This window comes from Erwinia tracheiphila, assembly GCF_021365465.1.
In the GTDB taxonomy this organism is placed as follows: Bacteria; Pseudomonadota; Gammaproteobacteria; order Enterobacterales; family Enterobacteriaceae; genus Erwinia; species Erwinia tracheiphila.
Genome location: NZ_CP089932.1, coordinates 961,936 through 975,499, shown reverse-complemented (window position 1 = coordinate 975,499; position 13,564 = coordinate 961,936). Strand labels below are relative to the sequence as shown.

Below are 13,564 nucleotides of genomic sequence, written 5' to 3'. Positions count from 1 at the left end.
GTTTTTACTGCCGGTAAGCGCACTGAACGTTTCACCGCTCTGTATGTTCCCTTAGAATGGCAGCGTTTTTTAACGTATTCTCAGGAGCCAAACCATGAGTAAGTCTGAAAACCTCTACGCTCAGGCGCAGCAAGTTATTCCCGGCGGTGTCAACTCGCCGGTTCGCGCCTTTACTGGCGTTGGCGGCGTACCTCTTTTTATCGAACGCGCCGACGGAGCTTATTTATACGATGCAGACGGCAAGGCTTATGTGGATTATGTCGGCTCCTGGGGCCCCATGGTATTGGGCCATAATCATCCGGCCATCCGTAATGCAGTGATTGACGCGGCGCAGCGGGGCCTGAGCTTTGGCGCACCGACTGAAATGGAAGTAAAAATGGCGGAACTGGTCACCAGCCTGGTGCCTGGCATGGATATGGTGCGCATGGTCAACTCAGGAACCGAAGCCACCATGAGCGCTATCCGTCTGGCGCGAGGCTTTACCCGGCGAGACAAAATCATCAAGTTTGAAGGCTGCTATCACGGCCACGCAGACTGCCTGCTGGTCAAAGCTGGTTCAGGCGCGCTTACGCTGGGCCAGCCGAATTCACCGGGCATCCCTGCCGACTTTGCAAAGCATACTCTGACCTGCACCTTCAACGATCTCTCTTCCGTTCGTAGCGCCTTTGAACAATATCCGCAGGAGATTGCCTGCATTATCGTCGAACCAGTCGCGGGCAACATGAACTGCATCCCGCCCCAGCCAAATTTCCTGCCCGGCCTGCGCGTGCTGTGCGATGAGTATGGTGCGCTGTTGATTATTGATGAAGTCATGACGGGCTTTCGGGTGGCACTGGCGGGGGCGCAGGCTCACTACGGGGTTAAGCCTGACCTGACCTGCCTCGGCAAAATTATCGGTGGTGGCATGCCAGTGGGCGCTTTCGGTGGTCGTCGGGAGATCATGGATACACTGGCACCGACCGGCCCGGTTTACCAGGCGGGAACGCTCTCCGGCAATCCTGTCGCTATGGCCGCCGGGTTTGCCTGCCTGAGCGAAATTGCTAAACCAGGTATTCACAGCACCCTCAGCGCACTCACCATACAGCTCGCCGAAGGGTTGCGTTGCGTTGCGCGGGCGGAAGGTATTCCGCTGGTGGTCAACAATGTTGGCGGCATGTTTGGTCTGTTCTTTACCGGTGCGTCCGAAGTCACCTGCTACGCCGACGTGACACGCTGTAATATTGAGCGCTTCAGGCATTTCTTCCACATGATGCTGGATGAAGGCATTTATCTGGCCCCATCCGCTTACGAAGCGGGCTTTATGTCTCTGGCACACAGTCAGGACGATATTCAGCGCACGGTTGACGCGGCACAACGCTGTTTCGCAAAACTGGCCTGACGGTTTGCCGCTGGCGGATAGTACTGGCAGCGGCAACGCCTTGCATCATGCAGCATAAATACCGTTGCCTTTTAGCTGCCTTACGCCTGAACTTTTCGCAGTAGCCAGACAAAATAAGGTGCACCAATCAAGGTGGCCAGCAAGCCTGCCGGGATCTGTGCCGGAAAAGCAATCATTCTTCCACACCAGTCCGCTAATGTCATCAAGCCGCCCCCCAACAATGCCGCCATAATCAACTGTGGCAATGCACGGCGAAAACCCAGCATGCGGGCAATGTGCGGTGCCATCAGCCCAACAAAACTGAGCGGGCCGGTGGTAAGCGTAGCCGCTGCGGTCAGCGCCGCTGCCAGCAGCAGCAATGCCATGCGCGCGGGCCTCAGGGCCAAGCCGACAGCCCGTGCGGTTTCACTGCCCAGCGGCAACAGCATTAGCCAGCGGCGACAAAGTGGTGTCAGCCCCAACAATATTGCGGTAATCAACGCCGTTCGCCCTGCCCCGGCAGCATCCACATGATAAGTGGACCCGGCAATCCATGTCATTAGCGTCGCCATACGCGGATCGCCGCTGGCCAGCAATAACAACAGCAAGGTGGAAAACACCGTGCTGAGAGCCATTCCTGCCAGTAACATTCTTTCCGGCGAGAAACCTCCCCGTCCGCCAATGGTAGCGATCACCAACAGCGTTAAGGCAGCGCCAAGACAACCTGCGGGCAATAGCCAGCCAAAGGCATAGCCCGGCACGATAAACAGCATGACAACCACGCCAAACGCCGCCCCGGTACTGATCCCCAGCACTTCCGGGCTGGCCATCGGGTTACCGGTAAGACCCTGGACAATACAGCCCGCCACGCCCAGCATCATCCCGGTTGTCAACGCTGCCGCCATGCGTGGCAGACGCCACGGCATCAGTTGCTGCAAGAGTTCTCCGGTCGCCCAGTGCCAGCCATGCGCATCCCGACCCAAACTCACGGCGGCGACACCCAGAACCAGCAGCAGCACCGCTGCAAGACTTGCCCAGATCGCCACGCGGTGACGTTCAAGCGGCACATTATCCCCCTGGTTTATGGCCGGAATCACTGCAGTCATTTTCAGCCGCGGCAGCAGCCATAACAGCAAAGGGGCACCGATAATCGCCGTTGCCGTACCGGTGGAGACGTCCCGCCAGCGAGCAGTCAACCAGATAACGCCCTGATCGGCCAGCCACAATAATAACATGCCGATAAGCGTCGCCAGCAGCAGGCGACAAGGCAGCCGTCTGGCACCGAGCATCTTTGCCAACAGCGGCGCAAACAGCCCGATAAAGCTGATAATACCGACAGCGTTCACCAGCTGTGCACTGAGCACCACCGCCAGTGCCAGTACCCCGATCCGCGACAGCGCCAGCGACAGCCCGAGATTTTTTGCCACGCCGTCATCCAGCCCCAGTAGCGTCATGGGCCGGATCATCACCAGCGACAATAACAGCCCAATCAACAATTTTAGCCAGAGAAAGCTGACATTATGCCAGTCCATCTGGTTAAGCGTGCCGGTGCTCCACAGGAAGATATTTTGCAGGCGATCATGGTTAAACAGCCTCAGTAGCTGATTCGCCGCGCCGCAATACAGCGACATCACCAGGCCGGCCAGAATCAGCGTAACCGGTGAAAGGCGTTTCCCCCAGGCGATGCCAAACACCACCATCGCCACGAAAATGGCCCCTGCCATTGCAGCCATTTGCTGAGAAAACGGGCCACCCGGCAGGCTCCACAGTGTAGCTATGGTCAGCCCCAGCTGGGCACCGGTCGCCACGCCCAGCGTGCCTGGCTCCGCCAGCGGGTTACGCAACACCTGCTGAAACAGCACCCCGACCAGACCAAGTCCGCCCCCCACCAGCAGAGACAGCACCAGCCGGGGCATCAGGCTGTAATGAAAGACCATCTGATCCACCTGGTCAGGGTCAGCCGCATGAAGCGCCGCCAGCCACTGCGTCGCAGGCAACTGCTGATTGAAATTGTAAAAAGTCAGGGCCAACACCGCCGCCAGAATCAGCATCAGGACAGCAGGGAAACGAAAGAATGTTTTCACGCGGTCTCCAGCACGCCATCAATCAAACGGCAAAAGCGCATTGCAGAAAGGGTTGTGCCATAAAACCACACCTGTGGCACGCAGCGCAGACGGTTTTCCCGCACAAACGGCATCGCCTGCCACAACGGGGTTGCCATCACCTGCGCCACCAGCGTGTCATCGCCATGATCAAAGCAAACCGCATCCACCCCTCGCAGGGTGGCCAGCCGCTCCAGCCCGACAATGGCGCTACCCCAGGAATTGGTTTCTCCCTGCCACGCATTTTCGATGCCAAGCTGCTTCATCACTTCCAGAAACAGACTGCCTTTACCAAAGACCAGCGCATGGCGGGGGTCGAGAATCGACATCACCAGCAAGGGCCGTTGCACCCTGGCTGCAAAACGTTGTTTTGCCGCGGCCATAAACACATCAAAATCGGCGAGGTGCTGGTTTGCCTGCGGCACACGACCGATACGCTCCGCGAGCTGTATCAGGGACTGGCGCGCCAGAGTCAATGGTTTACCGCTGGCATCGTTGAACGCAAACCCCATTCCCGGTGCAATCCGCCGCAGCTTATCAGGCGAAGGTCCATAGCCTGCAGACCAGAGCAGCAATGAAGGTTTCATCTGGCTCAACAGTTCCAGGTTAGGTTCTGTGCGCAGGCCGATTTCCACCGTTGACGGTGGTAAAGCGGGCTCCCCCACCCACAATCGGTATTGAAAGAGATCCGCCACACCCATCGGCGTAACGCCCAGCGCCATCAGTAGCTCAACGGGCAGCCACTCCAGTGCGACAATCCGCTGAACATCCACAGCAGGTGCCGCCCGGCCCGGCAGAGCGGGGAGCAGCGGAGAGAGCGCCAGCGCCATCAGCAGACGACGGCGAAAGTAATCAGGCATCAGGTCCCCATCCTTCAGTAAACAAAACTCACCGGCGTATTGCCGTCAGGGTGAGGCAAAATTCCCATGGGGATACCGTAAATCCGGTTGAGCACCTCAGGCTGCATGATGGCACCCGCCTCACCCCGGGCAATCATCTCACCGTCGCGCAGCGCCACCAAGGTGTCGCAGTAACGTGCCGCCATATTAATATCGTGTAATACCGCAATCACCGTCAGGCCCCGCTGCTGACTGAGCCGCCGAATCAGCGCCAACACCTCAACCTGGTGCGCAATGTCCAGGGCCGAGGTCGGTTCATCCAGTAGCAAACAACGGCTGTGTTGTGCGACCAGCATGGCAATCCACGCCCGCTGGCGCTCACCGCCAGAGAGGCTGTCCACCAACCGTTGTGCAAAGGGCTTCAGCCCCACCAGCACGATGGCGTCTTCAACATGCTGGCGGTCTTCCGGCGTAACCCCCCCCCAGCGCACCGTGCCAGGGGTAGCGTCCCATCGACACCAGTTCCTGCACCGTCATGCCTTCGGCATGCGGCAGTTGCTGAGGCAGATAGGCCACCTCGCGGGCAAACAATTTCACGGGCCAGTTCGCCAGTGCCTGGCCGTTAAGCCAGATCTGACCAGCGGTGGGTGCATGATGCCTGCCCAGCATCTTTAGCAAGGTGGATTTGCCAGAGCCATTGTGACCAATCAGCCCGCAGACTTTTCCCGATAGAAAAGTGAGCGACAGCGGTTGCAGCAAGGTTCTGCCAGGCACGGTGAAGGTGGCACTGTCGAGGGTAAAAGTGGTTTGTGTAACGTATGGAGAGGGCATAGCGTTCTTCTGATTGAGGGCAGCGCGGAATGTTGCCCGATGTATAGAGAACCAATAACCGCTGGTGGATCCCCGCTCGTATTTCGTTGCCAGCGGCAGCAAACCGCGTGACACTAAATATAAACGAGAATCATTATTATAAATATGGGATGATATGCGAATGCGCGGAAGATCTGCAAGCACAAATCGGGCATCGTTCCCTGATTTTCGCCGCATGAATCGGGTGATCAATGTGGGAAAAATCAAACAGACAAGGTTATTTGGTTGAAATTCACAACTGACCAGGGTTCGGCACGAAGCAAATATCATGATTGAGGGTAAAAGGCATGGGCACCACCTAAAACGGTGCCCATGTCAGGCGTGTTATTTACCAAACATATCTTTAATCCAGCCCGCCACACCATCACTGCCTTTCTGCTCGTTCTGCGGCTGTTGCTGCTGCAATTGCTGTTGTTGCGCCTGCTGTTGCTGGCACAAAGCATTAGCATCGGTGGTCCATACCGGCAGCGAACGCCCGCTGCTGCTGGCGCTGCCACAAACGAAATTACCGGCAGAGTCAACGTTCATTGGCGCAATGTCCTCTGGCGGCGTAGGCAGCAGCGGCATCGGTGCCTGATTATCCAGATAGCGACGGTAGATCTGCATTGCCCCACTGGCACCGTAAAGTTTGGTCGACTGGTTGTTGTCCCGACCAATCCAGGTGATGGCCACTTCCTTGCCGTCCACACCGGCGAACCAGCTGTCAATCTGGTTATTGGTGGTGCCGGTTTTGCCTGCCAGATGCGCTTTCGCATAGCGCGCACCCAGCGCTCTCGCGGTGCCTTCTTCCGCCACCTGCTGCATGGCATAAAGCGTCAGGTAGGCCGTCTGGGCTGGCACCGCCCGTTCAGCCTGCGGGAAGCTCTGATACAGCACGGTGCCATCTTCAGCTATGACCGAACGCACGGCGGACAGCTGCGCACGATTACCGCCGCTGGCAATGGTCTGGAATGCCTGTGCCACTTCAATCGGCGTCAGGTTCAGCGCCCCCAGCAGCATCGCCGGAACCGGCTGCAACTGGTCTTTTGCCACCCCCAGACGGGTCCAGGTATCCACCACCTGCGGCAAGCCAAGCGTCATACCCAGATTTACCGTTGGTACGTTCATGGAGTGAGCCAGCGCATCCACCAGCATCACCTGACCGCTAAAGCGACGGTCGTCATTCTGGGGTTTCCAGATCTGGCCGTTAGGCTGCTTCAGCGCAATGGGATTATCGGCAATCCAGGTATTCAGGCGGTATTTGTCCGGCTGACTCAGTGCGGTGAGATAGGTGGCCGGTTTAGCCAGAGAACCAATGGAGCGTCGAGCCTGCAGGGCGCGGTTGTATCCGGCAAACTGCGGGTCGGCCCCCCCCACCATGGCACGGACTTCCCCACTGAAACGGTCGACAATCACCATCGCCGTTTCCAGATCGTTGAGGCCACGCTGCTTACGCAACGCCGGAACGCCCTCTTCCACCGCCTTTTCCGCCGCATCCTGAGAGAGTGGGTCCAGCGTGGTGAAGATTTTTACCCCGGAGAGATCTTTCACCTTATCGCCCAGTTTCGCCTGCAGTTCATTACGCACCATCTGCATAAAGGCAGGCTGCGGCGTGATCACGCCGCCTTTCGGTTGCACGCCAAGAGGGCGCGCACTGAGCATGTCATACAGCTCCTGGTCGATCACTTTTTGCTGTTGCAGCAGGCGTAGCACCAGATTGCGGCGCTCCAGCGCCAACGTTGGATTACGCCACGGATTATAGAGCGACGCCCCTTTCACCATCCCCACCAGCAGCGCCTGCTGATCGAGACTTAGTTCATCCACCGGACGCCCGAAATAATAAAGGCTGGCCAGCGGGAAGCCACGAATCTGATCATTGCCCGCCTGCCCCAAATAAACTTCGTTCAGGTACAGCTCAAGGATGCGATCCTTGCTGTAGCGTGCGTCCATGATCAACGCCATATAAGCTTCATTGGCTTTACGCCACAGCGAACGTTCGTTTGTCAGGAACAGGTTTTTCACCAGCTGCTGCGTCAGCGTACTGCCGCCCTGCACCGCCCGTCCGGCGGTAATGTTAGCGAGAAACGCACGGCCAATTGAGTAGAAACTGATGCCGTCGTGCTGGTAAAAGTGACGATCTTCCGTGGCAACCAGGGTATCCACCAGCAGATCGGGAAAACCAGCGCGCGGCACAAACAGACGTTGTTCACCGTTGGGTGACTGCAACATAGTGATCAGCCGGGGATCGAGCCGGAAAAAACCAAAATCACGTCCGCTGTCGAGGTTTTTTATCTCGTTCAGGCCGTCATTGCTGAAGGTCAGCCTGGCGCGGATTTGCCCTTCTTTACTGTCAGGAAAGTCAAAAGGACGGCGCAGCAGTTCAATACTGTTTCCCTGCACGGTAAATTCGCCGGGACGCGTCATACGGGTCACCTGACGATATTGTGTGCCTTCCAGCAGAGCGATCATCCCGCTTTTGTTTAAGGACATGCCCGGTTCAAGGTTAACCATGCGGCCATATACTGCCGCAGGCAGCTGCCAGACTTTGCCGTCAATACGGCTGCGGATTTGTCCATCAAGGTAGAATCCATAGGCGATCATCACCAAGATAAAGACCAGCGCCGGCTTTACAAATAGCCCCAGCCAGCCTCTTCTCCTGCGCGGCGAACGCCCCTTTCCGTTACGTGGCACCGATTGTCTCTCCTCATTATCATGGTCGTCATCCTGAAAATCTTCGTCATCATCCCTGCGCTTGCCCCGGCCCGCCGGGCTTCGTGGCGGGTTGGGCTTTTTACCTTTGCGCCCAATCGGTTCGCGATCGTCAGACATTCTTCTTCTCCGCCAGCGGCCACCGGTAATGGTCGACCACTTTGTGCTTACCCGATGTAATACGGAACGGGAACCTTCTGAAATAAAAGCTGTTTTCATGAAGATGCCGAAAACTTCTTGGTACGGCTCGTTGGCAGCGCACTGGCCGGATTGTCCGGCCAGTGATGTTTCGGATAGCGCCCTTTCATCTCTTTTTGCACTTCAGAGTACGCACCCTGCCAGAACCCCGACAGGTCGCGGGTAATCTGCAACGGCCGCTGCGCCGGGGAGAGCAGTTCCAGCACCAGGGCAACCCGCCCTGCGGCCACGCACGGATTCTGCGCTTCCCCAAACATTTCCTGTAATCGTACCGCCAGTACGGGCGGCTTCTCCTGATGATAACGGATCGGAAGCCGGCTTCCGGTGGGCACAGTGTAGTGAGTTGGCAGCAGAGTATCCAGTTGCTGACGACAGGACCATGTGAGCAATTGTAATAAAGCGCTGGCCACATCAATCTGCTGTAATCCTTTGGCATCGCGTACACCATGCATGGCAGGCAGCAGCCAGCTTTCCAGTGAGACAAGTAAATCTGCCTTACTGGCAGCGGGCCAGTTTTCCTCCGGTAGCCATTGTGCGGCGCACACCAGTCGCAGGCGCAGTTGCTCCGCCTGCGGCGTCCAGTTCAGTACCGATAATCCTTTCAGGCGGATCCAGCGCAGCATCGCCGGGTGCAGCTCATCTTCATCAGGCTTGCTCATCGGCTGGGCGGCCAGCACCAGTTCACCGATTTGCTGACGGCGCCACGCGCGTAGCGTGCCGCGCTGTTCATCCCATTCCACTTCAGTTTGCTGCGTTACCCGTTCCGGCTGCTGGCGGATAAGTGTTTCAATATCCAGCGGCACCGCCTGCAATATACGCGCGTCCGGCTGGGCGCTGCCCTGCAGTAAACCGGGGGCAACCAGCCATTCATAGCGGGTCAGCGCCGCGTCGCATTCGAGCTTTGCCCCGCTGCCATTGGCCAGCTGATAGCGGCCTTCCGCCCCCCGGCGGCGGGCGATACGGTCTGGAAAAGAGCCCGCCAGCAGCGGTGCAATCAGCGCGCTGTCTGCCTTGCCTCCGGTTATTTTCAGGCGGCGCAACAGCTGCACGGCACGCTGTTGCCAGTTATTCTGTGGACGATGTACGCCGTCGCACAAATCGATGCTGCCGTGCGCGGGTTCTTCCAGCATCGCCACCAGCAGCGCGGCGGTGCTGGCGCGATCTTTATCATCACATGCGTCAATCAGCATGGCGGAAAATCGCGGTTCGCTGCCGAGCGCCGCCATGCGCCGCCCTTTGCCGGTCAGTCTGCCGCAGGCATCAGTTGCACCCAGGGCCATCAACAACCGTTGTGCGCAATCAAGATTGCGCGCGGGCGGCCGATCCAACCAGCATAATTGCGTGACGTCGGGGCAGCCCCACTGCAACAGATCCAGCCACAACGGCGCGAGATCGCTGTTGAGTATTTCCGCATCAGAATGACTGGCCGCACGTTCCGCCTGCTCTTTCGCCATCAGATGTAGACAAAGGCCGGGTTCAGTACGCCCTGCCCGTCCGGCACGCTGGATCATCGACGCCTGACTGACGCGCTGAGTCTGTAAGCGCGTCACGCCGCTGCGCGGATCAAACAGGGCAACCCGCTCCAGTGTGCTGTCCACCACCAGACGGATCCCCTCAATAGTCAGGCTGGTTTCGGCAATATTGGTCGCCAGCACCACCTTACGGCACCCGGCTGGCGCGGGCGCTATCGCTTTTCGCTGCTCTGCAAGCGAGAGCGCACCGTACAACGGGCAGAGTTCGGTATCCGCCGCTATCAGCTCACCTAACGCAATCTGTACCCGCTGAATTTCCGCCACGCCCGGCAGAAAAAGCAGCAGCGAGCCGCGTTCTTCATGCAGTAACCGCGCCACCTGCTGCGCCACGGCCAGTTCGAACCGTGCCGTGGCAGGCAAAGAGGCATAGCGCCGTTCAACCGGAAACGAGCGTCCTTCAGCGCAAATCACCGGGGCATCGGGCAGCATTGTCGTCAGGCGTCGATCGTCCAGGGTGGCCGACATCAGCAGAAGGGTCAGGTCGTCACGCAGTCCTTGCTGCACATCCAGCAGCAGCGCCAGCGCGAGGTCCGCCTGCAGGCTGCGCTCATGGAACTCATCGAGCATCACCAGCGAAACGCCTTCCAGCATCGGGTCCTGCTGTAACATCCGGGTAAGAATACCTTCGGTAATCACTTCCAGCCGCGTGGCGGGACCGATGCAGTTTTCGGACCGCATGCGATAGCCCACGGTTTCGCCCGGCTGCTCACCCAGCTGTTCCGCCAGCCGCTGCGCCACGTTACGGGCCGCCAGCCGCCGGGGTTCCAGTAGCAGGATTTTTCCGCTGAAGTCGCCCTGCTGCAACAGTTGTAACGGCAGCCAGGTGGATTTTCCCGCGCCGGTAGGGGCAATAAGCAGCACCTGGGGCGAACGCCGCAGGGCGGATAATAACGCGGGGAAAATCGCACTGACCGGTAATGAACCCACGCTTTTACTCCATAACATCGTGGCCTGAATGTGTCGGGCATTGTAGCATTCCTCCCTCAGAAATAGCGGAGAACACCATGAGCGAACGGAAAAGGCTGTTTTTTGCCATCAGTCTGCCAGAGGAAAGCAGCACACGTATCGTAGCGTGGCGGGCGCAAAGCTTTGCCAAGGAAGCAGGTCGTCCGATTGCGTCAGCGAATTTGCATCTTACCCTGGCTTTTCCCGGTGATGTCAGTCACGAGAGGTCGCTGGCACTACAGCGGCTGGCAGCGAAGATTAAACAGCCCGGCTTCGTACTCACGCTCGATGATGCCGGACACTGGCCACGTTCCGGCATCGTGTGGCTGGGACCAAAACGTTCTCCTCGCGGGCTGTTGCAGCTGGCAGAAATGCTGCGTGCACAGGCCGCCCGCTGTGGCTGTTATCAAAGTCCAGGTCCGTTTCATCCCCATATTACCCTGTTGCGTAATGCCATCCGGCCAGTCGCGCTCCCTCCCCGCAATTTTCACTGGTCGTTTTACGTTGAACGTTTTTCACTATTTGAGTCAGTTTTTCCCCGTGGCCGCACCGTGTATAAGGCACTGGCAGAGTGGAACCTGGAGAAGGAAACGCGATGATTTTTAGCCCACCGTTACGGCCCGCCACGCTGGTGATGCGTTACAAACGTTTTCTTGCGGACGTTATCACGCCAGAAGGCGAAAAACTGACAATCCACTGTGCTAATACCGGCGCGATGACCGGCTGTGCCACGCCCGGCGACAAAGTGTGGTACTCCACCTCTGACAGCCTGACCCGGAAATATCCGCACAGCTGGGAGCTAACGGAAACGCAGCAGGGACAGTGGATCTGCATTAATACCCTGCGGGCCAATGGCTTAGTAAAAGAGGCGCTGGGCCATAAGGTCATCAAAGAACTTGCCGGTTACAGCCGCCTGCACGCCGAGGTGAAGTATGGCGCGGAAAAAAGCCGTATCGATTTTCTGCTTCAGGCAGACGGGCGCGCCAACTGCTATATTGAAGTGAAATCCGTGACCCTTTGCCAGCAGGGCAAAGGCTATTTCCCGGATGCGGTAACCGTGCGCGGCCAGAAACATCTGCGTGAATTAACAACGATGGCTGAACGGGGGCATCGCGCGGTTCTTTTTTTTGCCGTTCTGCATTCGGGGATTGAGGACATTACCTCGGCGCGTCACATTGATGCGCATTATGCAGAACTACTGGCACAGGCGCAGCAACATGGGGTTGAAGTGCTTTGTTATAAAGCACGGCTATCACCTGACGAACTCTTACTTGAAAAGCCACTCGCCGTGACGTTATAAAGTATGCTGCAGTGCGCTGTAACAAACATGCCTGCCGCCACGCTTTTACTCACAGGCTTGTCAAGGGAGGGGCAGGAATAATTGCCAACCTTGATCGCTTCTGCTATTTATAGCGGCCTGTTTTTATCCCCTTTGGGGATCGATAGTGCGTGTTATCCAGGAGAAACAACATGCAAGAAGGGCAAACCCGTAAAAGCTCGTCCCTGAGTATTCTCGCCATCGCTGGGGTGGAACCATACCAGGAAAAGCCGGGCGAAGAGTACATGAATGAAGCCCAGCTGGAGCATTTCAAGAAAATCCTAGAAGCCTGGCGTAACCAGCTTCGTGATGAAGTTGATCGTACGGTTTCTCATATGCAGGATGAAGCCGCTAACTTTCCCGACCCCGTTGACCGCGCGGCTCAGGAAGAGGAATTCAGTCTTGAACTGCGTAACCGCGACCGTGAACGTAAGCTGATCAAAAAGATCGAGAAGACGTTGAAAAAAGTGGAAGACGACGATTTCGGCTACTGCGAATCCTGCGGCGTTGAAATTGGCATTCGTCGCCTTGAAGCCCGCCCTACTGCCGATCTGTGCATCGACTGTAAAACACTGGCAGAGATCCGCGAAAAGCAAATGGCCGGTTAACCGCATTCGCAGTACAGCAGGTGGCTTACCTGCTGTACTGCGTTTGTTATCGCCAGTCAGGGCTGCATGCACCCTGTTTGTGTTTTAACGCCAGGTCCAACATGGCAGTTCAGCTTGCCAACGGGACATATTTTTAATGTCATCTTCTTATATTGGGCGCTTTGCCCCCTCTCCCTCCGGTTTTCTGCATTTTGGTTCTCTGATCGCCGCATTGGGTAGCTATCTTCAGGCACGGGCGCAGCACGGGCAATGGCGGGTACGCATTGACGATATCGATCCCCCGCGTGAAGTGGCCGGTGCGGCGCAGCATATTCTGCGGCAGCTTGAGCATTATGGCCTGTTATGGGACGGTGAAGTGCTCTGGCAGTCGCAGCGCCATCAGGCTTATCGTGAGGTGCTTGCCTGGCTGGAACAGCAGCAGCGCAGTTACTGTTGCACCTGCACACGCAGCCGCATCCAGCAATGCGGCGGAATCTACGACGGCCATTGTCGCAGTCTACAGCATGGTCCGATCAACGCGGCGGTGAGACTGCGGAACGATCAGCCAACAGACCGCTTTTACGATGGCGTACGGGGTGAGGTCGTGGCAGACGCTGGTTTTGCCGGAGAAGATTTTATTATTCACCGCCGTGACGGGCTGTTTGCTTATAATCTTGCGGTGGTGGTGGATGACCATTATCAGGGCGTAACCGAAGTAGTGCGCGGAGCCGATCTGATCGTACCAACGGTAAGGCAACGAACGTTGTATCAACAATGCGGATGGCCAGCGCCAGCGTATCTGCATTTACCCCTGGCGATAAACCGTGATGGCAACAAGCTTTCGAAACAAAATCATACACCTTCTTTGCCAGAGGGCGATCCACGTCCAACACTGGTTGCTGCCTTGCTGTTTCTCGGTCAGCCGATCATTATCGGATGGCAGGATCTACCGCTGGAGATGCTGTTGCATCAGGCCATTGTAAACTGGAATGTGGCAACGATTCCGGGCACCGATTGTTTTTATCCAGATACCTGCATTTCGCCAGTGCAAAGCTCTGGCTGAAAAGAAAACCGGGATGAGAGATGAGCATTCTCAAACGTGCCACACTGAGCTATGATTAGCCGCTG

9 protein-coding genes and 1 pseudogene are annotated in these 13,564 nt (G+C 57.3%); 5 read left to right on the top strand and 5 right to left on the bottom strand.

From position 1 onward, the window contains the following. Window positions 1–94: 94 nt before the first annotated feature. Window positions 95–1,378 carry a glutamate-1-semialdehyde 2,1-aminomutase gene (hemL, locus tag LU633_RS04950; protein ID WP_016190354.1) on the top strand — a complete coding sequence of 428 codons (1,284 nt, stop codon included), beginning with the start codon at window positions 95–97 and terminating at the stop codon, window positions 1,376–1,378. An 80-nt stretch (window positions 1,379–1,458) separates the two neighbouring features. Here the strand turns inward: hemL and fhuB are convergent, their stop codons facing one another. The 5 genes and pseudogenes from fhuB to hrpB form a co-directional block, all read right to left on the bottom strand. Then, window positions 1,459–3,408 carry a Fe(3+)-hydroxamate ABC transporter permease FhuB gene (gene fhuB, locus LU633_RS04945; protein WP_046372358.1) on the bottom strand — a complete coding sequence of 650 codons (1,950 nt, stop codon included), beginning with the start codon at window positions 3,406–3,408 and terminating at the stop codon, window positions 1,459–1,461. Window positions 3,409–3,437: 29 nt separating this feature from the next. After that, complete coding sequence (fhuD, locus tag LU633_RS04940; RefSeq protein WP_016190356.1) at window positions 3,438–4,319, bottom strand: Fe(3+)-hydroxamate ABC transporter substrate-binding protein FhuD; 882 nt, start codon at window positions 4,317–4,319, stop codon at window positions 3,438–3,440. Between the two features lie 14 nt (window positions 4,320–4,333). Continuing rightward, window positions 4,334–5,129, bottom strand: a pseudogene (gene fhuC, locus LU633_RS04935) (Fe3+-hydroxamate ABC transporter ATP-binding protein FhuC). Window positions 5,130–5,492: 363 nt separating this feature from the next. Then, entirely contained in the window at window positions 5,493–7,976 is a 2,484-nt protein-coding gene (gene mrcB, locus LU633_RS04930; protein ID WP_016190357.1) for a bifunctional glycosyl transferase/transpeptidase, read from the bottom strand. Between the two features lie 95 nt (window positions 7,977–8,071). Then, the gene (gene hrpB / locus LU633_RS04925) at window positions 8,072–10,513 is read right to left on the bottom strand and encodes an ATP-dependent helicase HrpB (RefSeq protein WP_016190358.1); all 2,442 of its coding nucleotides are present in this window, start codon (window positions 10,511–10,513) and stop codon (window positions 8,072–8,074) included. Between the two features lie 77 nt (window positions 10,514–10,590). On the opposite strand from hrpB, the gene thpR reads away from it, so the two are divergent. The 4 genes from thpR to gluQRS all read left to right on the top strand — a co-directional run bounded on the left by thpR (window position 10,591) and on the right by gluQRS (window position 13,499). Continuing rightward, complete coding sequence (gene thpR / locus LU633_RS04920; RefSeq protein WP_016190359.1) at window positions 10,591–11,130, top strand: RNA 2',3'-cyclic phosphodiesterase; 540 nt, start codon at window positions 10,591–10,593, stop codon at window positions 11,128–11,130. Beyond that, the gene (gene sfsA / locus LU633_RS04915) at window positions 11,127–11,831 is read left to right on the top strand and encodes a DNA/RNA nuclease SfsA (protein WP_016190360.1); all 705 of its coding nucleotides are present in this window, start codon (window positions 11,127–11,129) and stop codon (window positions 11,829–11,831) included. Before thpR ends, sfsA begins: the two co-directional genes overlap by 4 nt. A gap of 170 nt (window positions 11,832–12,001) precedes the next feature. Continuing rightward, window positions 12,002–12,457: an RNA polymerase-binding protein DksA gene (gene dksA, locus LU633_RS04910; protein ID WP_016190361.1), complete on the top strand. Its 456-nt coding sequence runs from the start codon at window positions 12,002–12,004 to the stop codon at window positions 12,455–12,457. Between the two features lie 136 nt (window positions 12,458–12,593). Beyond that, window positions 12,594–13,499, top strand: a complete 906-nt coding sequence (gene gluQRS, locus LU633_RS04905) for a tRNA glutamyl-Q(34) synthetase GluQRS (RefSeq protein WP_016190362.1) — start codon at window positions 12,594–12,596, stop codon at window positions 13,497–13,499. Window positions 13,500–13,564 lie beyond the last annotated feature (65 nt).

Coding starts and splice junctions, on each gene's coding strand:
- hemL (WP_016190354.1), top strand. CDS start 95: ATGAGTAAGTCTGAAAACCTCTACGCTCAGGCGCAGCAAGTTATTCCC.
- gluQRS (WP_016190362.1), top strand. CDS start 12,594: ATGTCATCTTCTTATATTGGGCGCTTTGCCCCCTCTCCCTCCGGTTTT.
- mrcB (WP_016190357.1), bottom strand. CDS start 7,976: ATGTCTGACGATCGCGAACCGATTGGGCGCAAAGGTAAAAAGCCCAAC.
- sfsA (WP_016190360.1), top strand. CDS start 11,127: ATGATTTTTAGCCCACCGTTACGGCCCGCCACGCTGGTGATGCGTTAC.
- thpR (WP_016190359.1), top strand. CDS start 10,591: ATGAGCGAACGGAAAAGGCTGTTTTTTGCCATCAGTCTGCCAGAGGAA.
- fhuB (WP_046372358.1), bottom strand. CDS start 3,408: ATGCTGATTCTGGCGGCGGTGTTGGCCCTGACTTTTTACAATTTCAAT.
- dksA (WP_016190361.1), top strand. CDS start 12,002: ATGCAAGAAGGGCAAACCCGTAAAAGCTCGTCCCTGAGTATTCTCGCC.
- fhuD (WP_016190356.1), bottom strand. CDS start 4,319: ATGCCTGATTACTTTCGCCGTCGTCTGCTGATGGCGCTGGCGCTCTCT.